Genomic DNA, 24566 nt, shown 5'->3' on the forward strand with positions numbered 1-24566 from the left:
CACTCCGTTTTTATTCCAATTTATATTGATAGTTCTTTCATTAAAGTATATAAGCTTACATCTGCCTCATGATTTTTTTCGAAAGCCTCAGGCATATCATAGTCAATCACTTGATGATTACGGATACCTACCGCCCTGCCAGACTTTCCTTCCATTAGCAATTCAACTGCATGTGCACCGAATTGACTTGCTAGAACACGATCACGCGCAGTAGGTGAACCACCACGTTGGATATGTCCAAGAACAGAAACACGCGTCTCTTTTCCTGTTTTTTCATACAATAGTTTTGCCAATTCATTACCAGACATGACACCTTCAGCGACAATAATAATGTTATGTTTTTTGCCACGCGCTGCACCACGATCTAAGCGTGCCACAATATCATCCAAATTATAATCTTCTTCTGGAATTAAAACTGTTTCAGCACCGGCTGCAAGACCCGCCCATAAAGCAATGTCTCCTGCATCTCGCCCCATTACCTCAACGATAAAGGAATTTTCATGGGAAGTTGCTGTATCGCGGATTTTATCAATGGATTCCACGACCGTATTTAGCGCAGTATCAAATCCTATCGTATACTCGGTTCCTGGTACGTCATTATCAATGGTTCCTGGTACGCCAACAACAGGAAAGCCTTTTTTCACTAAATCCATAGCTCCACGGTACGAACCATCTCCGCCGATAACGACTAGTCCTTCAATGCCAGCTTCACGCATATTGTCAATGCCTCGCTGCTGAACAGCGTCTTCTTTAAATTCAGGACATCTTGCAGAATTTAAATGTGTACCACCACGTTGAATAATGCCACCTACTGAACCTAAATCAAGATTTTCCATACTTCCTTTTATTAAGCCATCATAGCCGTGCTTAATTCCGACAACATCAATTCCATGATATGCTGCCTTTCGAACGACTGCACGAATAGCTGCATTCATACCTGGCGCATCTCCACCACTTGTTAATACGGCAATTTTTTTCATTGTCGAACCTCCTGCAGATACTATTATTATTCACATTAACATGAAAAAACAAACTATGTAAGGGTTCTGGTACTACAAAAACATAACTTTTACATAAAAAATAAAAAGAATGCGCTTTCACACACTCTTTCTATTTAAAAATATCCTAAATCTAACACTTTAATGAAATGTTTGGTAATATTTTTCTCATTATTTATTCTTCCATCATTAGGTTATTTATTTATTGACGAAACAATTTTTATCTCTTTACGAGCAAATTCACATGCCCAAAAACCTAAAAATGAATTTAAGCTTCTGTATATTGTCCAATCTTTCTGAATTTCTCATAACGGTCTTCAATTAATTGTTCGCCATTTAAAGCATTCAATACTTTTAGTGTGTCGCTTATACACTCTTTTAAATAAAGTGCTTGCTTCGCTACATTGCGATGAGCTCCACCTGTTATTTCAGGGATAATTCCATCAATAACGCCAAGCTCTTTTAAGTCAGGTGCTGTTATACGCATTGCTTCTGCCGCTTGCTTCGCAAGGCTACCATCACGCCATAAAATCGACGCTGCCCCTTCCGGCGAGATAACAGAGTACGTCGAGTTCTCTAACATAAAGACACGATTTGCTACACCTAGTGCAAGTGCACCGCCACTTCCACCTTCCCCAATAACGATTGATATAACCGGTACTGTTAAGCCCGCCATTTCGACGAGGTTTCTAGCAATCGCTTCACTTTGACCGCGCTCCTCGGCTGCCTTACCTGGATAGGCACCTTTCGTATCAATAAAACAAATAATTGGGCGCTTAAACTTTTCAGCCTGTTTCATTAAGCGTAAAGCCTTACGATATCCTTCAGGGTGTGGCATACCAAAATTCCGACGAATGTTTTCCTTTGTAGATTTTCCGCGTTGGTGTCCAATAATTGTTATCGGCTGTCCCTCAAAAAAAGCAATTCCTCCAAGAATAGCCGCATCATCACCAAACGTACGATCTCCATGTAACTCAATAAAGTTTTCACACATAGCTTCTATATATTGTAAAGTTGTTGGTCGTTCTGGGTGTCTAGCAACCTGTACACGATCCCATGGCTTCATATTTGCATATATAGATTGTTCTAGCTGTGTTAGACGTGTTTCAAGCTTTTCAATTTCGCCTGTCATATCTACATCTGCCTCGGTAGCAATCGTTTTTAATTCATCAATTTTTTCACGTAATTGTACTACTGGTTCTTCAAAAGCTAAATTTTTAGACATGTTGCACGCCTCCTTTTGTATGCATTTTTACAAGCACTGCTACTTGGTTTCGTAAATCTTTTCGATGGAAGATTGCATCAAGCTGACCATGCGCTAATAAAAATTCTGCTGTTTGGAAATCATTTGGTAGTTTTTCTCTAACTGTTTCTTCGATTACACGACGACCAGCAAAGCCAATTAATGCTTGTGGTTCCGCAATATTAATATCTCCAACAGAGGCAAAGCTTGCAGAAACACCACCTGTTGTAGGATGCGTTAGTATTGAAATAAATAATAGCCCGTGATCACTATGACGTTTTAAAGCCACACTCGTTTTCGCCATTTGCATTAATGATAGTACGCCTTCTTGCATGCGCGCCCCACCACTTGCAGTAAAGATAATAAACGGTACTCCTAATTCCGTAGCTTTTTCTACGGCGCTTGTGATTTTTTCTCCGACAACGGAGCCCATTGACCCCATACGGAAATGAGAATCCATAATTGCTACAACAATTTCTTCTCCATCAAGGGTTCCCAATCCTGTCAGTACAGCTTCGTTTAATCCCGTTTTTTGTTGGTCCGCTGAAATTTTTTCAACATAAGCAGGGAAATTAAGTGGATTACTTGTTTGTAAATGATCGTCCATTGAAACAAAAGAACCTTCATCTAAAAAACATACTACGCGCTCCTGTGCAGTCATTTTGAAATGATGGTCACATTTTGTACAGACTTTATGATTTTTTTCTAATTCCTTCGTTAATTGTATATGACGGCATTCTGGACATTTTGTCATAAGTCCTTCTGGAAATCCCTTTTCTTGTCCATCCTCTTTCTTTTTGCTAAATATGCTGCGTATTGCCATGTTCGTCTCCCCCTTTGTTGTCTACATGCTTTGTACAGTCTTCATCCACTGCTCGTAAGCTTGTAATGCTTCTTTTTCATAGCCAAGCTGCATCGATTTCAACATAGTTTGAATGATTAATTTTTCTTCTTCTGTTGAGTTTCGATTTAAACGGTCACCATCATAAGCTGCTAACTGAAACCAGACTTTTAGTGAAAGACGATTTCCCGCCGTGATGATTATTTCTCGTAATACATCTCGACAATTAATCGTACCTTCTATCTCTAGCTTTACAAAAAAACTGTCCCACACAGGTAGTGTTCGCAGAGTCTCTGTACAACTTATTACGCGAATGGCTTCCTTTTCATGAATTTGTCGCGTTAATTCGACATCCTTTTTTGATTTTTCATCTTCTAATATAAACATCGACAGTATTTCTACGAGCTGATGCTTATGTGTGGAAGCTAGGAACGTACCTCCCCCATGTTTCGTTTCAATAAGACCTAACAATTCTAAGCTTCGCAATGCCTCTCTCACAGAGGATCGCCCGACACCTAGACGCTCTGAAAGGACTCGTTCAGAAGGTAGTTTTTCTCCAGCTTGTATTTCTTCCATTTTAATAAGTTGTCGTAATTGTTGGACGATATCTAAAAACACTTTCTTTTGCTCCGTTTTTTTATCCATACGATCAACTCTCCTTACTATCAATTTCGCCTTGGCGTAATTACGTCCGGATTTTGAATTGTGCCCGGGCCTGCTCGAGGACCGACACGATGTCGGTCATTTCGGTAATGCCACAGGACGTGGCGTTTTTACCGATGCAGGTCAGTTAGCCGTTTTCGCAGGATGCGAAGGTTTTAGGCTAACATCCTTTTTTCATTCCTTTGAAAATCCGTGACATCCGCCGGAGGCTTTGGGCCAACAGATGACTTTTGCGCGAAAGCGTAGTGCTAACGCAGCGGCAGCAACTTGTTTTGTCTGTGCGAAAGCGAAGCGTCAGCAACACGGTTTTAACTGTGCGAAAGCGAAGCGTCAGCAACAACAGCACAATGTTGGTCACTCAGTCTTTGCCACAGGACGTGGCGTTCTTAGACTGAGTTCTTCTATTTCAGTTCTATTTGGAAAAGGAACTATATCCACTTTCGTTACAACATTAGCAGAAATGGAGTTTTCTACTGAATGAAGATAAAAGTGGTCTGGCCACTTTTGAACATTGATTATAGCTTACAAAATAACTGTTAAAAAGTAAAGAAAAAACTGCATAAAAAATTTATGCAGTTTCTAAAATTTTCTTCAATTTCATATTCTTTTCGTCGCTTGCGCATGTTTTACTTTCACTTGAGGTCTACCAAAGCGCTTTTCAAGTGTCCCCTCAATATAAAGCAATTCATCTTCGAGTAACAGCTCTTGAACAAGATGAAAAACCTGTGGGAATAAAGTTACAGATACCGTTCCAAACTCATCCTGAAGCTGAACAAAGGCCATTTGCTCACCTTTTTTTGTGCGTATTTTTTTTACTTCTTCTATCATGCCAATCATTTTTACATATGTTCCGTCACGCGCTTGTTTTAACTCTCGGCACGTACTATTTACTTCATTCCAAAAAGTTCTTTCCTCTGTGACCGGATGGGCTGATATATAAAAACCAAGACTTTCCTTTTCATGTAGCAATTTTTCCTTTTGTGGCATCGCTTCCACTTCCATATACTTTGGCTTGCCAAAGCTAAAGGTAGTAGTCGATTCAATATCAATATCCTCAGTCGGTCTTAGCAATTCTGCATGCTTCAAAGCTGCCTCCAATGTTGCTATCAGTACAGCACGATCTTTATCTAAATAATCGAGAGCCCCTGCGAAAATTAAAGACTCCATTACTTTTGGTTTAAAATGCTGTGCACTTAATGCAACTGCCAAGTCAAATAAATTATCCAATGCTTCCGGCTTCGCTTGGCGTAAGGCGTATACTTTTTCTATAAATGTATAGGGGACACCCTTTATTCCGGATAAGCTATAGCGAATTCCATCCTTCTCAACAGTAAAATATTTTGTACTTTGTTTTAATGATGGAGGAAAAAATGAAATCCCTTTCTCTTTTGCCTCATTCTCAAGCTGCAGAATTTTTTCCACATTTCCTGTTGCATTTGATAATAACGCAGTATAAAAACTTTGCGGGAAATGTGCCTTTAAATAGGCCATTTGGTAGGAAATAACGCTATATGCGACAGCATGGCTTTTAGGGAAACCATAGTCTGCAAAACGTACAATTAATGCATACACTTCTTCCGCCACATGGACGTCAAAGCCTTGCTTCATTGCTCCATCTACAAATGCAGTACGTTGCTCCTCTAATACTTGACGATTTTTCTTACTTACCGCTCGACGCAATAAATCCGCTTGTCCCATCGTAAATCCAGCCATCACCGAGGCAATTTGCATGATCTGTTCTTGATAAACTATGACACCAAATGTCTCTCGTAAAATGGGCTCTAATGCTGGATGAGGCATAGTAACCGATTCCCTTCCTGCTTTCCGTCTAGCATACATCGGAATAAAATCCATCGGACCAGGGCGATACAACGCATTGACTGCTACTATATCTAAAAAATGGGTTGGTTGAATATCACGTAAAGCTTGCTTCATGCCTTCCGATTCTAATTGAAAAATCCCTAATGTATCTCCTATTTGAAGAAGTTGGAATGTTTTTTCATCTTGCATCGGTATAAGCTCAAACTCTACCCAAGGACCACCGGCTTTATAAATTGACCAACGTACTTGCTCTAAAATTGTCAGGTTGCGCAATCCTAAAAAATCCATTTTGACAAGTCCACAGGCTTCTACATCTCCCATCGGCCATTGCGTACAATATATTCCATCATGCCCTTCTTCAATCGGTATCGTATTAACTAATGGTGAAGGTGACAGCACAATTCCTGCGGCATGAGTGGAAGAATTCCTTGGCACTCCTTCAAGTTTTAACGCCACCTCAAACCAGCGACGATGTTTTTCATCCTCAGCTAACCATCCTTGTAAGCCTTGCGATTCGGCCACTGCTTTTTGCAATGTTATTCCAGGTTTATTTGGAATCATTTTTGAGATTTTCTCCAACGTTTCAGCGTCAAAACCAAAAACACGCGCAACATCTCTGGCAACTGCCTTTGCAGATAAAGTGCCAAACGTAATAATTTGCGCTACATTTGCCTTTCCATATTTCTGAGCGACGTAGTGGATGACTTTTTGTCTTTTACTGTCGACAAAGTCGATATCGATATCTGGCAGTGTAACACGTTCCGGGTTTAAAAATCGTTCAAATAATAAGCCGTAAACTAATGGATCTACTTGCGTAATAGATAAGCTATAAGCTACAAGAGAACTTGCTGATGATCCACGACCAGGACCTGTTAAAATACGATTTTCTTTAGCAAAGTGCATAAAATCTGCAACAATTAAAAAATAATCCGCAAAGCCCATTGAACAAATAATCTCAAGCTCGTATTGAAGTCGCTCCTTATAAACTTGAGGAATCTCTACTTGCTTTAATCGTTCTGCCAATCCTGCAAAAGTCTCTTTGACAAGCAAGCTTTCGGCTGTTTCACCTGTAGGCACAGGAAATTTAGGCATTTGTACGTGCATTTCAGGAATTTCTGCCGTACAACTAGCTAGCATCATTGCACTAGACTCCAGCCATTCTGGATGATCCGTAAACCAATTTCGCCATTCCTCTTCTGTTGGGGCGAAATAACCTTGTAAATGAGCTGATAGCATTGTATCTGTAAGCTTTTCACCTGAATCTATTGCTCTTGCAACCTCAAAGGCAAAATGATCTTCTGGGCGTAAAAAATAACAGCTTTGGGAGGCAACCAGCGTGATATTCATAGTTTCACACCATGCAACAAATGGTTCTTCTTTTTCAGCTATCATTCCTGCTGGTCTTGCTATACCCATAAATAAATACTTACCAAATACCCTGTTTAAAGCACTTACTACTTCTGTCCAATCCTCAATTTCTACTAAATCATCCGAAGAAAGTAACGCCACACAGCCGGCCGCATATCCTTCTAGCCATTTCCACGGAAGCGCATCATCCTCTCTAATAGAAACTGCACTACTAATCTTTAAAAGATGCTGGTAACCTTCTTGCGTCTGAGCATATAGCACAAGTGGAACCTTTCTATCTTGCCACTGTACGTTTATCGAGAGCCCTAATACAGCATGAATATTCGCTTGCTGCAATGCTTTACAAAAAGGCAAAAGCCCGTACAATTTTGAATTGACGATTGCACAGGCCTGAGTATTTTGCTCTTGTAAAAAAGGGATCAATTGTTCAAGCCGAATCGTACTTTGCAATAAATCCGCACTCGTATGCATTTTCGTGTATACATGTGTCAAATGAATCCCTCCCTTTCTAGGTATTGAAAAATGTTATTTTCAAGCTTTATGATTATGGCAGAAGCACGTTCTTATTCTCTTAAGTTTACAAGTTGTATCCAAATATTGGATCATACCATAACGTGTAGTTGATTTCCGTTCCGGCCGGGCGCTTTGTTGTTGCTGTCGCTTCGCTTTCGCACAGAGCAAAGCTTCCTGGGGGCGTCGGGGCAACAGGATGTTAGTCACGAAGGCGTTATCACAGGATGTGATGGTTTTAGCCTTCGTTCCTCTATCGCTAATCCTCAAGGAGTCGCCCAGCCGTAACGAAGATCAACTTATATATGAAATACGTTCAACAAATATCATCCACACTTTTAGTGATGAACCCTAATATTCATATTTATTAATATGACTTACAAATTTGCTGTAACCTTGTTATAACACGCTCTGCTTCTTCCCATGAGTAAGCTGTAGCCCCTGAAGCGAGCGGATGTCCACCACCATTAAATTCCTTCGCCAAAGTGTTAATAATAGGGCCTTTTGAGCGTAGACGTACACGAATCTGATCGACCTCTTCAATGAAGACTACCCATGCACAAATACCTTTCACACTTCCAAGACAGCCAACTAACAGGGAAGCCTCTGACGGTACAACATTGAATTCTGCCAGCAATTCCTTTGTCAGCTTGATATGTGCTGCTCCGTACTCATCCATTTTGAAATTTTGATATATATAGCCCTGTAAATTTAACAGCTTTTGATCCATTTCATACATTCCATCAAAAATTTGATTTCGATCAAAATTATATGCAATAAGCTCCCCTGCAATTTTAAACGTTTTTACGGTCGTGCTAGGGAATTGGAAACGTCCTGTATCCCCTACAATACCAGCAAATAATAATCTTGCTGAGGCATCAGGAAGAATCCAGTTTGCTACTTGTTTCCCTTCCTCAAAAAGCTCATAAATCATTTCACTACAAGAGCTCGCATTCGTATTTACCCATAGTAAATCACCATACGCATCATCATTTGGATGATGATCTATTTTAATGATCATTTTACCTTTTATATAGCGTTGATCGTCCACACGTTCTGTATTTGCCGTATCTGTCACAATAACTAAAGCATTATCGTAAATTGCATCTGTAACATCATCTGGATTTGCTAAAAATGATAATGATTCATCATGCTCACCTACAGCAAAAACCTTCTTTTCCGGATAATTTGCTAAAATAAGCTCTTTTAAGCCTTGCTGAGATCCATAAGCATCTGGATCTGGGCGCACATGGCGATGAATAATGATTGTTTCATATGAAGCAATTGTGTCGATGATTTGTCTTTTCAAATTAATTTCCCCCAACTTGATAGTAATAACCGTTAGCATTTTTCTACAATAATCGTTACAATAATGACTAGTTATGCTAGGAGGTTTACTATGATCAATTTAATATTTGTGTTTGCAATAATCATATCATTTGTTTTTTATTTTTATTTTAAAACAAAACAGTTCCGTTCTCCATTACCAATTGCTAAAAATTGGTACAAAAGCAAGGCTAATGTAAGTCTTGGTGTATTTATTCTTTTATTTGGTTTAAACCAGGCATATTTATTCCCTGGGTTATATACATTTATTATTGTAGCAATTCTTGTCGTTTTAGGCATCTTTGTTATTATCGAAAATAGTAAGAAGGTTCGTCACTACGGTCAATTTGTTGAAGAAGAGTACCGTATTAACCAATGAATAATCAATTATGCCTCGGCATAATTGCGTCTGGAATCGGCTGAAAAAAGTGAAAGGGATGGTCTAGCATTTGCCCTAGACCATCCCTTTTTCTGTTTTTTAACGTTCCAGTAGTTGGAACATCATCATTGCCTTCCCAACAAGCATTTGTTGATTAAACACTTCGAAGTCCATTTTCACAAACTTACGACTCATGTCTAATATTCGTGGCTTTACAGTAAGTGTGCTTTCCATTTGCACAGGCTTGATGAAATAAATCGTCATGTTTTCAGCAACTGCATCCCCACGTTTACGACGCTTTAAAGAGAATGAACCAACTTCCGCTAACAAAGTTGTAAATGCTCCATAAGAAATTGCCCCATATTGGTTTGTCATTTGAGGGGTTACTTTGAATTCTACGATTAATTCTTCATCGCCAAGCACCTTCATCTCATTTTTCACTAAATCATCAATCGTTTCACCATGCTGTGGTTGTCTTTGAGCAAGCTGAAGCGCTTTAAGTACATCTTGTCGACTAATTACACCTTGCAAAATATTATCATCATCGACAATTGGTAACAGGTCAATCCCTTCCCAAATCATACGATGTCCTGCAGAAGCAACACTCATTTTCATCGATCCAGCAATCGGATTTTTCGTCATAACCTTTTCGATAAGCTCGTTTTCTTCGCGACCAATAACGTCTTTTACTGTAATCATCCCAACAAGCTTATTGTTTGCTGTCACAACAGGAAATGCACCATGAGTTGTTCGTTCATTTAGCTTGTGGAAATGTTGAATTGTTTCATCATTTCGAAGAACAGAAGTATCAGTCATCGGCACAAAAATATCTTCAATAAATAAAATATCCTTTTTGATTAATTGGTCATAAATTGCACGGTTAATCATTGTCGCCACAGTAAAGGTATCATAGCTTGTTGAAATGATCGGTAAGTCCAGGGAATCTGCAAGTAACTTGTTTTCCTCAGTTGTATCAAAGCCCCCTGTAATTAAAACAGCTGCACCCGCTCGAAGTGCATTTTCATGTGCTTTAATACGGTTACCAACGATGAGCAAGCTTCCTGCATCTGTATAACGCATCATATCTTCTAATTGCATGGCACCAATAACAAACTTCGTTAATGTTTTATGTAGACCTGTTTTCCCACCTAAAACTTGGCCGTCTACAATATTAACGATTTCAGCGAAAGTTAATCGCTCAATATTTTCTTTCTTTTTCTTCTCAATACGAATTGTTCCAACACGTTCAATAGAGCTTACTAAACGGCGATTTTCCGCTTCTTTAATAGCACGGTATGCCGTTCCTTCACTCACCTGCATTTCCTTTGCAATTTGACGTACTGAAATTTTATCACCCACGGGTAATGATTCGATGTATTGTAAAATTCTTTCATGTTTTGTAGACAAAATATCACCTATTTCTCAATCATCAATTCTGCTCTTAGTGTACCATATTTTTTATGAAAATATTTAATATAAAGTGATGAATTTGTTTTACTTTTCCCATCGTTTCAACTACGCACGTGGTGCCAACTCATATAGTACAGCAGTGTCGCTGACTAGGAACAGTTTACTTTTTCACCCGCTTTTAAAATTTGAACCTCTGCATTTTGCACTAAATCTGCAAAAATTTGTGGATCCTGCTCGATAGGAGGGAATGTATTGTAATGAACTGGTACGACAATTTTCGGCTTCAAAAATGACACTGCACAAGCCGCATCTTCTGGACCCATCGTAAAATTATCACCAATTGGTAAAAATGCAATGTCGATAGGATGGCGTTCTCCAATTAATTTCATATCACTAAACAAAGCTGTATCCCCTGCATGATAAATTGTTATTCCTTCGATAAATAATAAAATTCCAGCAGGCATTCCCATATAAATAATTTCGTTATTTTCAGTTACATACGACGAACCGTGGAAAGCTTGCGTAAACTTCACTTTACCAAAATCAAATTCCTTGGCTCCCCCGATATGCATTGGGTGCGTTTTCACTCCTTGCCAAGAAACCCAATTGGCTAGCTCATTTGGCGCAATGACAAGTGCATCTTTTTTCTTTGCAAGCTCCACTGTATCACCGACATGATCATTATGGCCATGTGTAAGTAAGATTATATCCGGCGCTTCCTCAGCAACCTTTAAATCTGTTTGCCCATTCCCATTAATGAATGGGTCTATCAAGATTGTTTTCCCATTTGATTGAATTTTGACAACAGAATGTCCATGATAACTAATTTCCATCTAAGTTTCCTCCCTGCGGTACATATTGTTCTACATCATTTTTATTCGCTATCCATGCGTTTTTTCCCTTTTTTTGATATGCTTGTACAGAGAATAATAGATTCTTCCCGAACAAATCTATACCTTGTGGGGGGACAATTATTCATTCGTACAAAAATGAAGCATCGAATTAGAGTTTATAGATCGCTCAAAAGTCGAAGCCTCATCCCGGTTATGCTATTAGTTTAGCCAAGCACATGGAAATTTTTCAGTGCAATAAGAGGAGGAACTGTTTATGTCAAAGGTTAAAGAAATTCAAAGCTATTTACAACAAAACCAAATTGATGCCGCTTTCGTAACGACACCAGACAATGTTTTTTACGTTTCAGGCTTTAAAAGTGATCCACATGAGAGATTACTAGGCGTGATGATTTTTAAAGAGGCAGAACCTTTTTTAATTTGTCCAAAAATGGAGATCCCAGATGCGAAGGCTGCAGGTTGGTCTTATGAAGTCATCGGTCACCAAGATACTGAAAACTCCATGGAAGTTCTTGCACAAGCGATAAAAGCTCGTAATGTTAACCCACAAACGTTTGCTATTGAAAAAGGTCAACTTATTGTAGAGCGTTTAGAAGCCCTACAACAATCATTTCCGCAGGCAAGTTTTGTCCGTCTCGATGAAAAAATCAATGCTATGCGCGTAATTAAAGAGGAAATTGAATTAGAAAAATTACGTAAAGCTGCATCACTAGCTGACTATGCTATTGAAATCGGCTGTAAAGAAATCGCTGAAGGCAAAACAGAAATGGAAATCTTAACAGCGATAGAAAGTGCTATTCAGGATAAAGGCTGCAAGATGTCCTTTGAGACAATGGTATTGAGCGGTCCAAAAACAGCCTCTCCACATGGTAAACCAGGTGCTCGAAAAATAGAAAAAGGCGATATGATCTTATTCGACCTTGGCGTAATTTACGATGGTTATTGTTCTGACATTACACGTACAGTTGCCTTTGGTGAACCGAGTGAGGCACAAAAGGAAATTTACAACACAGTACTAGCTGCTAACACAAATGCTATTGCAGCGGTGAAACCAGGTGTTCGTGCAATGGATTTAGATAAAATCGCTCGTGATACTATTACTGAAGCAGGCTACGGCGAATATTTCACACACCGACTTGGTCATGGACTCGGCATTTCTGTACATGAATTCCCATCTGTTACAGGCGCAAATGAAATGACTATGGAAGAAGGCATGGTCTTCACAATTGAGCCAGGCATCTATAAATCCGATGTGACAGGTGTCCGTATTGAAGATGATGTAGTAGTAACAAAAGACGGGGTAGAAATACTAACAAAATTCCCAAAAGATTTGATTGTGCTGTAAGTTTATTGAATCATATAGAAAAGGAAGCAACCAAACATGGTGCTTCCTTTTTTAATGTAGCTAATGCTTCGCTTTGGCAAAAAAAACATTGTTGCTGAAGTTTTTTATAACTATAAATTAGAGTACCATGCAAGAAGATACATGCTATGTGAAATAGTTGATTGGAGTGGAAGCTGGGCGACTCCTTGGGGATTAGCGTCACAGATGAGACCCTGGAGCGAGCAGGTAGGGGAACGAAGGCTAAAAGCATCACGTCCTGTGATAACGCCTTCGTGACCAACATCGTGTTGGCCCAAGCGGCTCATCGGACGCCCCCAGGAAAGCGCCCAGCTGGAACGGAAATCAACCCCTCGTTTTGCAGAAGAGCCATACCTTTTTTAATAGGCAGCTTAATTTCATTTGAAGTTTAGTTTTATAACTATAAATTGAAGTGCCATATTTGAATATACACGCTATGTGAATTAGTTGATTGGAGTGGAGACTGAGCGACTCCTCGGGGATCAGCGTCACAGATGAGACCCTGGAGCGAGCAAAGCGAGTGAAGCGGCTCATCGGACGCCCCCAGGAAAACGCTCAGTCGGAACGGAAATCAACTCCTCGCTTTGCAAAGAGCCATACCTTATTTAATAGACACTTTAATAGTTTTCAACAACATAAAAGGAAGCAACCATAAACATGGTGCTTCCTTTTGTTATTTTACTTATTGAATTAATTCATCAACATTTACATATGGCAAACCTTGCGAATCTGCAACAGCCTTGTAAACAAGATGTCCATCTATAGTATTAACGCCTAGTTTCAGTGAAGCGTTTTCAACACATGCTTGTCTGTAACCCTTATTAGCAATTTGAAGTGCATAAGGAATTGTATTATTTGTTAAAGCAATAGTTGATGTACGTGGTACAGCCCCTGGCATATTCGCTACTGCATAATGCACAACTCCATGCTTTACATAAGTTGGATCATCATGTGTCGTCACTCGATCGGATGACTCAAAAATACCGCCTTGGTCAATAGCAATATCGACTACTACTGAGCCTGGTTGCATTGACTGAATCATTTCCTCAGAAACAAGCTTTGGTGCTTTAGCTCCAGGAATTAAAACAGCTCCCACTACTAAATCTGAGTTTTTCACTGATTCTGCAATATTATAAGGATTGGACATTAATGTTTGAACATCACGACCAAATAAATCTTCTAATTGACGTAAACGCTCTGGGCTTAAATCAATAACCGTTACATCAGCACCCATTCCGACAGCTATTTTCGCCGCATTTGTTCCAGCTATACCGCCGCCGATCACTGTAACTTTACCACGTGGTACACCTGATACACCACCTAGTAAAATACCTTTACCTTCATGATTTTTCTCTAAGAATTGTGCACCAATTTGCGTTGCCATTTTACCAGCAACTTCACTCATTGGTGTTAAAAGCGGTAAAGAACCATTTGTTAATTGCACTGTTTCATATGCAATACCTACGACTTTTTTATTTAAAAGTGCCTGCGTTAATTCAAGCTCTGGCGCTAAATGTAAATAAGTAAATAAGATTTGACCTTCATAGAAGTAATCGTATTCTGATGCTACAGGTTCCTTTACTTTCATGATCATTTCTTGCGCCCATGCTTCCTTTGCTGTATCCACAATATGAGCGCCTGCAGCAAGGTAGTCTGCATCTGTAAAGCTTGAGCCTAATCCTGCTCCAGTTTCAATGTACACTTCATGACCTGAATTTGTTAATGTAACAACCCCTGCTGGTGTCATGGCTACACGATTTTCATTGTTTTTAATCTCTTTTGGAATACCAATCTTCATCTTCCCTATCCCCTTCCATTACCTAAAAAATAAGCACATTTTGTTACATACACTTTGATGTATTGATGCACCCCTTGCATTTCCATATTACCAAACATAAACAAAAAATGCTTTAATTAAAATAATAATAGATAAAATTAACAACATTCTTATAATACTAAATATTCTAATTGGTTAGGTAGTAATTTTCCAACATTTATGTTTCTTCGAAAATAAAGCTGAACAGTATTCTAGACGAGACCTTAGAGGAATGTGAATCACCCCATGTTCTGATGAAAAACAAAATCGCTGTAATCGCCTTCATTTTTTCACATTTTTATTCAGGAAAGTATTTCCTTTAGAAAATCATTTGGTATAATCAACATATACAAATCAGGGAGGTAATTCAAATGGCTAATAAATATAAAAGCATTGTAGTTGCAGTAGACGGTTCAAAGGAAGCTGAATACGCTTTCCGTAAATCGATTGACGTAGCAAAACGTAACGATGGTGCTGTATTAAATTTAGTAAATGTTATTGACACACGTTCTTTCGCTGCTATTGAAGCATATGACCGTTCGATTGCAGAGCGTGCTCAAGCATTCTCTGAAGAGCTATTAAATGGTTATAAAAAGCAAGCTGAAGAAGAAGGCTTAACAAATGTTAACCTTGTAATTGAATATGGCTCACCAAAAAATATCATTACAAAAGAGCTTTCTAAAATTGTAGACGCAGACTTAATCATCTGTGGTGCAACTGGTTTAAATGCAGTAGAACGCTTCCTAATCGGTTCAGTTTCTGAAGCTATTGTACGCTCAGCTAAATGTGACGTACTTGTTATCCGTACACCTGAAAATTAATTTTGTATTACATAAAAGGTATCCAATTTTGGATACCTTTTTCTTATTGTTAAAACTATTATGTCAATGATATTAAAGTTCCTATTAAATAAAGTATGACTCTCCGGCAAAAAACGAGGGGGGGTGATTTCCGTTCCGACTGGGCGCTTTGTTGTTGCTGTCGCTACGCTTTCGCACAGATAAAACATTTGCCGCTGCCGCTTCGCTTTCGCGCAGAGCAGAGCTTCCTGGGGGCGTCCGATGAGCCGCTTGGGCCAACACGATGTTGGTCACGAAGGCGTTATCACAGGACGTGATGCTTTTAGCTTTCCTTCGCCTACCCGCTCGCTCCAGGGTCTCAGGCCAACATGATGTTGGTCACGAAGGCGTTATCACAGGATGTGATGATTTTATCCTTCGTTCCTCCATTGCTGATCCCCAAGGAGTCGCCCAGTCGGAACGAAGATCAACCAATCCACATGGCATGTACCTCCTGGCATTTCACTCTAATTTATAATGACAAAGTGAAGCGAATCGAAGGGTAGACAAACACTATATAGACCCTGCTTTTAGCACTTCGGGGCGTAAATTTCCTGTTTTTTCTATAAGGAAGACAATTAATGCAGAAAAAATAATCAAATCTATCCATTTATAATTTAAGCTGGATCTCTTTTTAGTTTTTAATTATAGTCTATTTTGGCTTAAACTTTTCACCTATTCTATGGTGTAGAACCATTGATTTTAGCGCAAAGTGGAGATTCAGGGTAAAAATCAACAGTTGTTCATTGATACATATTTTATTATAGACAAACTAAAAGGTATCCAATATTGGATACCTTTTTACTTATTTCCCTTCTTGCCACATCTTCACTTTTTCAAAGAACATAGCTAGAGCTTGTTTATTTTGCATATTTGGTACTTTTGCTAATAGCACCTCTTTTGGAGCTTTGAAATCGTTACCTTGCTTTTGTAAAATGACAATGCTCTTTTCAAGTGCTTTATTGGCGAACATTGTATCTGGCAATTGAATAATTGCTTGAATCCAGGCATGCTTTTGAATGTATTTATGCAGTTGTTTCGACTGCTCAGATTCGAAAAGATGGGTTGGAGCTAAGAAAAATAAATAGCCTCCATCCTTTGTGTAGTTAATGGACTGCTCAATAAATAAGTGATGTGCATAACTCAATCCTTCTGAAGGACATAGTTCATAATCTAATGCGATATCTTCATTTGGATAATATCCGACTGGTAAATCACAAACAATTGCATCTGCAGGACTTACTAATAAATCTTGTAACGCATCTTGACGGTATAAAGAAACAGGCTGCTCTGTCAAATCAGCTGTAGCAGCAGCTATACGAATAAGTAGTTCATCAACCTCTACACCTGTTGCCTCTATTTTCTCGTCTAATAAATTCATAACTGTTAGGAGTAAATTCCCTGTACCTACTGCAGGATCTAAAATCGAAATCTTTTCGGTTTTTAGACGATCTACATATAGTTGCTCTACAAAATAACCAACTAATAATCCAAGAGTATCCGGTGTCATTTGGTGATTCGGCTGAGAACCTTTTCGCATCCCCTTTAAAACAGTAATTTGAATCGCTTTGCGCACATCTTCCTTAGTAGCACCGTCTTGTGAAAAATCAACTTCCCCATCTAGCCATGCTTCTAAGCCATCTAGAATACCCTCTAGCAATGTAACATTATGTTCTTTTTCTATCTTTTCAGCATGTTCATTTAGCATACCAAACAACTTCTCGATATTTTCCATACACAACTTCCTTTCACACAGAAAAGAGCCGTGACAAAAACTTGTCACAGCCCCTTTGTCTAGTAATATCTTAGCCTAAAATCAATAAATTATGCTAGTGCTTTGACAGCTGCAATTGCCGCTTCATAGTTTGGATGGTCTGTTGCTTCAGGAACATATTCCACATATGTCACTTTGTCATTTGCATCCACAACAAATACTGCACGTGTTAGAAGACGTAACTCTTGAATATAGACACCATATGCTTCGCCAAATGACAGGTCACGGTGATCTGAAACTGTTTGAACAGCATCAATACCCGCTGCTCCACACCAACGTTTTTGAGCAAATGGAAGGTCAACAGATACTGTATAGATTACTACATTATCACCTAAGCCAGCTGCTGCTTCATTAAAACGACGTGTTTGCGCATCACATACACCAGTATCCAATGATGGTACAACGCTAAATAAACGAATTTTTCCCTCTGAATCTTTTAATGTAACAGGTGACAGGTCATTCGCTAATATAGTGAAATCTGGTGCTTGATCTCCAACCTTTACTTCGTTCCCTACAAGTGTTACTGGACCATTTTTAAATGTTACTTGTGCCATATAAACGCCTCCTAATCTTCATATGTACATAATATTACTAAATGGAGGGAATTAATTGCAACTGAGACAGCTTATCAAAAATAGTTTTGAAAAATCTTTTCGCACCTATTCTGCCATGTTTACTTAAAGTTGCATCATTTTCCAAGTTCATCATCATAATGTAGAGTTGATTTTCGTTCCGACTGAGCGCTTTCCTGTGGGCGTCAACCTTCACTCCAATCAACTTTATACACGGATTACGTAAATGTCATCCCAACTTTTGGAGATAATCGATTTCCCAACTAACAAATCATGTATCAAAAATAAAGAGCCGTCTCTGTAATGAGACAGCTCTAGCTATTATTCTTCGTTTTTTCCCTCTAGCTTTTCAGGTTCTGATTTTTGCTCTAGAGATACAGGTTCAGTCTTTTCCTCTTTCATTGGCAAAGAAGGTTCCTCAATATTTTTTTCTATATATATTTTTTCATGAACGACTGTTGTATCCGCGAAAAAATCATGTATACCTTGATTGTTCGGTAAAATGCCTACAAGAATATAAAGTGGCATAAAAATGCTGTTGATGATACGCCCAATCCAATCACGGAATAACACGTCTGACCAAGTCAACTTCTCATGCTTTAATGAAATAACACGTAATCCAAATATCATTTTTCCTAATGTTTGCCCAAAAAACCTCGTCATTACTACGAAATAACTGTAATAGAGAATAGCGGATATAATCGAGATGGGTGCATACCACACTGTGTCAGATAATGACCAATCCATTAAATAAAATATTGGGTTAACGAGAATTCCACCTACTGCTGCAATAATAATTCCGTCTATGAAAAATGCCCAAAAACGTATCCAAAAGCCTGCCGTTTTTAATGCATAATTTTTATTCGTAATTGGCTTATCCATTAGGAGAGTATTCTCCATAGAGGGTGACCCTTGCATAACAATTTCATTGTTTGTCATAGTACTCCCTCCTTAGTATTCGCCATATAAGTACATCATTTTAGGTGCTTTATAGTCCGCCATAATTTTCATCAACATTTTTTCCTCTGCTGATGGACCAAATATAGATCCAATTTTCATCCCAACATATGATTGCCAGCCACCAACATCATATGAATACTCAAATAATTCGGCGCCCTCTAAACCAAAGTCTTTACGCAATGCTGTAATTGCTGCTTCTTCATCACCAATCTCATCAACTAAGCCTGCTTCAAGAGCCTTCTTACCGCTAAGAATTCGACCATCGGCCACTTTTTTCACATCTGGTTCAGACATATTACGTCCTTTTGCAACAATACCAACGAATTCTTGATACGTTTCATTAATCATGTCTTGCATCATAGCACGCTCTTCTGGTGTCACTTCACGCATTGGACTAAGCATATCCTTATGTTCACCAGATTTAAATGTTTCATATTTCACACCAACTTTTTCTGCTAACGCCTGATAATTAATAGATTGCATAATGACACCAATCGAACCTGTAATTGTATCACGTTGCGCAAAAATTTTATCTGCTGGTGCTGAAATGTAATAACCACCTGAAGCTGCCATCGAATCCATAGATACATAGATTGGAATTTGTCGCTCTTCTTTAATTTTCAACAGTTTTTTATATATTTCTGCTGATTCCTTGACACCGCCACCTGGTGTATTAACACTTAAGACGATACCTTCCACAGTATCATCATATAAAATATTATCTAATTGATGTAAGAAAAATTGATGATCATAAGAAACTGGTTGCCATAATGTACTTGAGCCAACATCTTGAATCGTACCATCAACCTTTAAGTATGCTATACGTTTATCCATATTGCCGTCTTCTTTAACCTTTTCCATTACCGTCAAGTCGTTTCCAGCCGCTAATCTATCAAAACTGCTAAAGAAATCTGATTTAAATATTGCAAAAACAGTGTTGATTCCTAATGAAAATACTAATAGCACACCTGCAATTATTAAAGCAGCCCACCTTTTACCATTCATATCTTTCCGCCTCCTCATAACGTTATACGATTGATATCCTAATTTGTTTCATACTTATTGCAATAATATAGCTCATGCCATAACACGGGGTTGATCCCAACACTTTGCAAAAGCTTTAACTTATTCAACCTATAATACATTACCTAATACTATAAAAAAATCAAAGTTCATAAAAAAAGCAGGAACTTTGATTTTCGACATTATTTCCTAGGAAATTAACGATGAGTGATAGAATGGATTTTTTCTTGCTCTCGTAATTCGACACGACGAATTTTGCCTGATGCAGTCTTTGGTAGCTCAGTAACAAACTCGATCACACGAGGATATTTATAAGGGGCTGTTAAAGTTTTTACATGGCTTTGTAGTTTTTTTATAAGTGTTTCATTACCAACTTCTCCTTCACAGAGCACAACAAACGCCTTTACGAGATTTCCACGAATCTCATCTGGACTCGCGACAACGGCAGTTTCTTTCACTGCAGGATGCTTCAATAACGCATCTTCTACTTCAAATGGGCCAATCGTATACCCAGACGATATAATGACATCATCTCCACGTCCTTCAAACCAATAATAGCCATCTTCATCTTTATATGCACGATCACCGGTAATATACCAATCGCCTCTAAATTGTAAATTTGTCCGTTCTGGATCGTTTAAATATTTTTCAAATAACGCGGGCGTTTCACAGTGTACAGCAATATCTCCAACTTCTCCAACCGCAACAGGACTTCCAAAATCATTGATAATTTCAACAGAATTACCCGGGGTAGGTTTACCCATTGAGCCCATTCTAGCCTCCATGCCTACCATTGTACCAACAAGTAATGTATTCTCTGTTTGTCCATAGCCATCTCGTACTTGTAAATTAAAAACCTCGGAAAATACTTTTATCACTTCACTATTTAAAGGTTCGCCCGCTGACACAGCCTGACGTATTGTACTTACATTGAAATCTTGTAAATTTTCAAGACTCGCCATAAATCGATATTCGGTTGGTGTGCAACATAGAATATTAATATTGAATTTTTCAATCAGTGCAAGGTAAGTACCCGCATCAAAGTGACCTTTGTAAACAAATGCTGTTGCACCACTTCCTAAAGTAGCGAGGAACGGACTCCAAATCCATTTTTGCCAGCCAGGAGCTGCGGTAGCCCATACTATGTCACCTTCTTGAACACCTAACCAATTTGGTGCAGTAGTTCGTAAGTGTGCGTAACCCCAGCTATGTGTATGTACTGCTGCCTTTGGATTGCCTGTTGTACCACTTGTATATGCTAAAAATGCAATGTCTGTACTCTTAGTTGGTGTAGAATTAAAGTAGCTTTTTGGTTGGCTTTGCATTTTTTCAAGCAATGGCTGCCAAGGTTCATGTGCATGACCAATGACAAATTGCTGTATTTCTTGTAAATTTTCAACACTATCAAATTGTTCAATATAAGGCTCAAATGCAACAACTCCTTTTGCTTCAGCATGATTGATTCGATATTCAATATCCTTAGATCTCAACATTTCTGAACTAGGTATAATAGTTAAACCTGCCTTTAATGCCGCAATGTACACAATATACGCCTCCACTGATCTCGGTACCATGATTAAAATTACATCACCTTTTTTCAAACCTTGAGAGGTAAATACATGTGCTGCCTGATTCGCCTTTTCAAGTAAGGCTGTATATGTAATGTACTGAATTTCTCCGTTTTCGTTATAAACTAATAATGCATTTTTGGTAGAATCCTGTGCATATTTTTCAATTTCCTCTGAAATGTTATACCATTCTGGTGCGATTAAATCTTCTCTTTTCATGGCAAATGCCCCCTTTTGTTACGCCCAATATAAACTCAATTTTTATCGATTTCAATGGAATACACTCTAATTTATGAAAGTCGTGACAACTATCATGCTCTGCTATATGGCATCAGTCACTTATTGCTTCTATCCATTTTAATTTGGCGTAATGGTCGCTTTTGCACAGAAAATCTGAATGAAGAAAAAACTCCCTATTGAACACAAATGAATAATATGGTACATTTTGGTCAACTAAATGCATGATTGCAGGGGGACTCATTTAGAGTTGAGAAGGTAAAACCTGACCCTTTGAACCTGTTAGTTAATACTGACGTAGGGAGCAATTTACATCGAATTACTGATGAAAGGCTCTTTTACGTGTTTTTTGCACGAAAAAGAGTCTTTTTTGCACGCTTACGTCCATCCAACGAGGAGGACTTAAATTGATATTTCAAACGATTCGTAAACAAAATCCACTTATTCATTGCATAACTAATTACGTTGTGGCTAATTTTCAAGCAAATGGCTTATTAGCAATAGGCGCTTCTCCAGTCATGGCTGATGACGGTCACGAGGTTGAAGAAATGGTGACAATCGCCTCAGGCTTATTGATCAATATCGGTACCCTTAATGAACGAATGAAAGAATCCATGTTACTTGCAGGGAAAAAAGCAAATGCTCTTGGCATTCCCGTTATTTTAGATCCTGTTGCCGCAGGTGCAACATCTTACCGAAAACAAACGGTACAGCAATTACTGGAGGACATTAAATTTGCGGCAATTCGTTGCAATATCGGAGAGCTTGCGGCAATTGCCAATGTAGACTGGCAACAAAAAGGCGTAGATAGTGGTAGTGGGTCAATTTCTGTAGAAGTGGAGGCACAGAAAATAGCTCAACAATACAATTGTATTGTTATTGTGACCGGTGAAAAGGATTTTATTACTGATGGCACACATCAGCAATGGATTACGGGTGGAAATTCTCAAATGACAGAAGTTACTGGAACAGGTTGCTTATTGAGTGCACTGTGTTGTGCCTCTTACGCCGCAGGAGATCAACCGTTTGACCAATTGCTAGAAACATTATCACTTTATAAGAAGTTAGCAGAAAAAGCTGCTTCTTCTACTCGATTCATTGGCGATTTTCAAATTGCTGTATTGAATGAGCTACATCACCTTTCCAAGGATGGTGATGAATAATGGATATTGTAACGACGATTGCTGGTTCAGATAGTGGCGGCGGTGCAGGCATACAGGCTGATTTAAAAACATTTCAGGAATTAAAAGTGTTTGGAACATCTGTTATTACAGCTTTAACTGCCCAGAATACACTGGGTGTATCGGGTGTTTTACCAATTGAAGTTAGCTTTATTGAAAAACAACTTAGAGCGCTAATCGAGGATTTTTCAATTAGTGCTATTAAAACAGGAATGCTGTTTTCCTCCGAGATCATCCAATCAATTGCACATATTTTAGCAGAAGTAAATATTCCGCTTATTGTGGATCCTGTTATGATTGCAAAAGGTGGCGAAAGCTTATTACAGCAAGAAGCAATTGAGGCATTACGAAGTTATTTGCTACCTTTAGCAACAATTGTAACGCCAAACATCCCTGAGGCTGAGACCCTTTCTGGAAGGAAAATCAATTCTTTAGCTGATTTAAAAGAAGTAGCTCAGATCTTATTACAAACAGGCGTTCAATGCGTCGTTATGAAAGGCGGTCATTTAGAGGATACATGCTATGCTACTGATTATGTATTTTTTCAAGATGGTCGATCATTTTCCATGCAGTCTACTCGAATTGCAACAAAAAACACGCATGGTACAGGCTGTACATTTTCCGCAGCATTAACTGCTTTTCTTGGTCTTGGGCTACCTATGGAGGAGGCAATTGAGGAAGCTAAAAAATTTATTCAATTAGCCATAACCCATGATTTATCTATTGGTAACGGCCATGGTCCAACAAATCATTTTGCTTACCAAAACTATAAGGATTCCTGTGAGGTGACCATTCATGAAACGTGACGATCTACAACTATATTTTATTATGGGTACAGGTAATGTTTTCAATCAGGAGCCAATAAACGTTTTAGAGAAAGCTCTCCAATCTGGAATTACAATGTTTCAATTCCGTGAAAAAGGGCCAAATAAACTAACTGGACAAGCCTATGAAAATTTTGCTCGCAAATGTCAAAAGCTCTGTCAACAGTATCATGTTCCGTTTATCGTCAATGATGATGTAGAACTAGCTATAAAACTTAGAGCAAATGGTGTTCATATTGGCCAAGAAGATTTTCCTGTGTCGATGGTACGAAAAAAAATTGGCAATATGATTCTAGGGGTTTCTGTTCATTCACAAGCTGAATTACAAACTGCTCTACAATATGGTGCTGACTATGTAGGAATTGGTCCAATTTTTTCAACCACCTCTAAAAGCGACGCCAAACCGCCTAGTGGAACTGAATTTTTACAACAAGTTCGCAGACAATACCCGGAGCTCCCTATCGTTGCAATTGGAGGCATAAACTGCTCGAATGCACATACTGTATTTAAAGCAGGTGCAGATGGAATAGCAGTTATTTCCGCGATTTGCGAAAGTGAGGATATTTCGAATACAGTCTCTACATTTAAAGCGTTTGTAGGATAAAGTAAAACTTTAATTACCTCCTATTTCTTTGCTCTCATTGAATTGAAATGGGAGGACCTGACGCTTCTCTTTTGATATAGATTAAATTACTGCCCGTTAATACGGGATAAAGTGAAACTTTTATAAGTGGGGGGTCTTTACCCCACTGATTATTAGTCTTCACCAATCGGGTTTTTACGGGCAGTTAGCCCCTCCTATTTCTTTGCTCTCATTTGAATTGAAATGGGAGCACCTGACGCTTCTCTTTTGATATAGATAAATTACTGCCCGTTAAAACGGGATAAAGTGAAACTTTTATCAGTGGGGGGTCTTTACCCCACTGATTATTAGTCTTCACCAATCGGGTTTTTACGGGCAGTTAGCCCCTCCTATTTCTTTGCTCTCATTTGAATTGT

General features: G+C 38.7%; 21 protein-coding genes and 1 riboswitch. Of the genes, 7 read left to right on the forward strand and 14 right to left on the reverse strand.

All coding sequences use genetic code 11. From position 1 onward, the window contains the following. Window positions 1–20: 20 nt before the first annotated feature. The 4 genes from pfkA to ACQKMI_RS03255 all read right to left on the reverse strand — a co-directional run bounded on the left by pfkA (window position 21) and on the right by ACQKMI_RS03255 (window position 3727). Window positions 21–980 carry a 6-phosphofructokinase gene (pfkA, locus tag ACQKMI_RS03240; protein WP_427487205.1) on the reverse strand — a complete coding sequence of 320 codons (960 nt, stop codon included), beginning with the start codon at window positions 978–980 and terminating at the stop codon, window positions 21–23. Window positions 981–1266: 286 nt separating this feature from the next. Next, window positions 1267–2223, reverse strand: a complete 957-nt coding sequence (locus ACQKMI_RS03245) for an acetyl-CoA carboxylase carboxyltransferase subunit alpha (protein WP_427487206.1) — start codon at window positions 2221–2223, stop codon at window positions 1267–1269. Beyond that, the gene (gene accD, locus ACQKMI_RS03250; RefSeq protein ID WP_427487208.1) at window positions 2216–3064 is read right to left on the reverse strand and encodes an acetyl-CoA carboxylase, carboxyltransferase subunit beta; all 849 of its coding nucleotides are present in this window, start codon (window positions 3062–3064) and stop codon (window positions 2216–2218) included. The genes ACQKMI_RS03245 and accD overlap by 8 nt, the downstream gene beginning before the upstream one ends. Before the next feature lie 21 nt (window positions 3065–3085). Then, window positions 3086–3727 (reverse strand): FadR/GntR family transcriptional regulator, encoded by a 642-nt coding sequence (locus ACQKMI_RS03255; RefSeq protein WP_427487210.1) that lies wholly within the window; start codon window positions 3725–3727, stop codon window positions 3086–3088. 229 nt (window positions 3728–3956) lie between these two features. On the opposite strand from ACQKMI_RS03255, the gene ACQKMI_RS03260 reads away from it, so the two are divergent. Next, window positions 3957–4226 (forward strand): hypothetical protein, encoded by a 270-nt coding sequence (locus ACQKMI_RS03260; protein ID WP_427487211.1) that lies wholly within the window; start codon window positions 3957–3959, stop codon window positions 4224–4226. Window positions 4227–4342: 116 nt separating this feature from the next. Here ACQKMI_RS03260 and dnaE read toward each other — a convergent pair whose 3' ends face one another. Together dnaE and ACQKMI_RS03270 are read right to left on the reverse strand one after the other, a co-directional pair. Next, window positions 4343–7426: a DNA polymerase III subunit alpha gene (gene dnaE / locus ACQKMI_RS03265; protein ID WP_427487212.1), complete on the reverse strand. Its 3084-nt coding sequence runs from the start codon at window positions 7424–7426 to the stop codon at window positions 4343–4345. Between the two features lie 385 nt (window positions 7427–7811). Then, window positions 7812–8753, reverse strand: coding sequence for a DHH family phosphoesterase (locus ACQKMI_RS03270; protein WP_427487213.1), 942 nt, complete (start codon window positions 8751–8753; stop codon window positions 7812–7814). A gap of 90 nt (window positions 8754–8843) precedes the next feature. On the opposite strand from ACQKMI_RS03270, the gene ACQKMI_RS03275 reads away from it, so the two are divergent. After that, complete coding sequence (locus ACQKMI_RS03275; protein WP_427487214.1) at window positions 8844–9149, forward strand: YtpI family protein; 306 nt, start codon at window positions 8844–8846, stop codon at window positions 9147–9149. 99 nt (window positions 9150–9248) lie between these two features. On the opposite strand, the gene ACQKMI_RS03280 is transcribed toward ACQKMI_RS03275, so the two are convergent. Beyond that, entirely contained in the window at window positions 9249–10556 is a 1308-nt protein-coding gene (locus ACQKMI_RS03280; RefSeq protein WP_427487215.1) for a DRTGG domain-containing protein, read from the reverse strand. Between the two features lie 152 nt (window positions 10557–10708). Further along, window positions 10709–11392, reverse strand: a complete 684-nt coding sequence (locus tag ACQKMI_RS03285) for a metal-dependent hydrolase (RefSeq protein ID WP_323649113.1) — start codon at window positions 11390–11392, stop codon at window positions 10709–10711. 274 nt (window positions 11393–11666) lie between these two features. Between ACQKMI_RS03285 and ACQKMI_RS03290 the strand changes: the two genes are divergently transcribed. Beyond that, window positions 11667–12755, forward strand: coding sequence for a M24 family metallopeptidase (locus tag ACQKMI_RS03290; protein ID WP_427487216.1), 1089 nt, complete (start codon window positions 11667–11669; stop codon window positions 12753–12755). Window positions 12756–13455: 700 nt separating this feature from the next. Here ACQKMI_RS03290 and ald read toward each other — a convergent pair. After that, window positions 13456–14571 carry an alanine dehydrogenase gene (gene ald, locus ACQKMI_RS03295; protein WP_427487217.1) on the reverse strand — a complete coding sequence of 372 codons (1116 nt, stop codon included), beginning with the start codon at window positions 14569–14571 and terminating at the stop codon, window positions 13456–13458. Between the two features lie 389 nt (window positions 14572–14960). Here ald and ACQKMI_RS03300 point away from each other — a divergent pair, with 389 nt between their 5' ends. Next, complete coding sequence (locus ACQKMI_RS03300) at window positions 14961–15410, forward strand: universal stress protein (RefSeq protein ID WP_323649118.1); 450 nt, start codon at window positions 14961–14963, stop codon at window positions 15408–15410. 823 nt (window positions 15411–16233) lie between these two features. Here ACQKMI_RS03300 and ACQKMI_RS03305 read toward each other — a convergent pair. The 5 genes from ACQKMI_RS03305 to mbcS form a co-directional block, all read right to left on the reverse strand. Continuing rightward, complete coding sequence (locus ACQKMI_RS03305; RefSeq protein ID WP_427487218.1) at window positions 16234–17163, reverse strand: class I SAM-dependent methyltransferase; 930 nt, start codon at window positions 17161–17163, stop codon at window positions 16234–16236. An 89-nt stretch (window positions 17164–17252) separates the two neighbouring features. After that, window positions 17253–17756 carry a thiol peroxidase gene (gene tpx / locus ACQKMI_RS03310; protein WP_197144681.1) on the reverse strand — a complete coding sequence of 168 codons (504 nt, stop codon included), beginning with the start codon at window positions 17754–17756 and terminating at the stop codon, window positions 17253–17255. A gap of 339 nt (window positions 17757–18095) precedes the next feature. Further along, window positions 18096–18713: an RDD family protein gene (locus tag ACQKMI_RS03315; RefSeq protein ID WP_427487219.1), complete on the reverse strand. Its 618-nt coding sequence runs from the start codon at window positions 18711–18713 to the stop codon at window positions 18096–18098. Window positions 18714–18725: 12 nt separating this feature from the next. Next, a complete protein-coding gene (sppA, locus tag ACQKMI_RS03320) occupies window positions 18726–19739 on the reverse strand; it encodes a signal peptide peptidase SppA (RefSeq protein WP_427487221.1) in 1014 nt (337 codons plus the stop codon). Between the two features lie 215 nt (window positions 19740–19954). Further along, window positions 19955–21544: an acyl-CoA synthetase MbcS gene (mbcS, locus tag ACQKMI_RS03325; RefSeq protein WP_427487222.1), complete on the reverse strand. Its 1590-nt coding sequence runs from the start codon at window positions 21542–21544 to the stop codon at window positions 19955–19957. A gap of 240 nt (window positions 21545–21784) precedes the next feature. After that, a riboswitch (TPP riboswitch) is annotated at window positions 21785–21883 on the forward strand. Between the two features lie 86 nt (window positions 21884–21969). On the opposite strand from mbcS, the gene thiM reads away from it, so the two are divergent. From thiM to thiE, 3 genes are read left to right on the forward strand one after another with little or no spacing between them, the layout of a single operon-like run. Beyond that, entirely contained in the window at window positions 21970–22725 is a 756-nt protein-coding gene (gene thiM, locus ACQKMI_RS03330) for a hydroxyethylthiazole kinase (protein WP_427487224.1), read from the forward strand. Then, entirely contained in the window at window positions 22725–23549 is an 825-nt protein-coding gene (gene thiD, locus ACQKMI_RS03335) for a bifunctional hydroxymethylpyrimidine kinase/phosphomethylpyrimidine kinase (protein WP_427487225.1), read from the forward strand. Before thiM ends, thiD begins: the two co-directional genes overlap by 1 nt. Beyond that, on the forward strand, window positions 23539–24171 hold the full coding sequence (thiE, locus tag ACQKMI_RS03340; RefSeq protein ID WP_427487226.1) for a thiamine phosphate synthase: 633 nt from the start codon (window positions 23539–23541) through the stop codon (window positions 24169–24171). Before thiD ends, thiE begins: the two co-directional genes overlap by 11 nt. Window positions 24172–24566: the final 395 nt, after the last annotated feature.

The sequence above is a fragment of the Lysinibacillus sp. NPDC097214 genome, assembly GCF_050277945.1.
Classification (GTDB): Bacteria; Bacillota; Bacilli; order Bacillales_A; family Planococcaceae; genus Lysinibacillus; species Lysinibacillus xylanilyticus_B.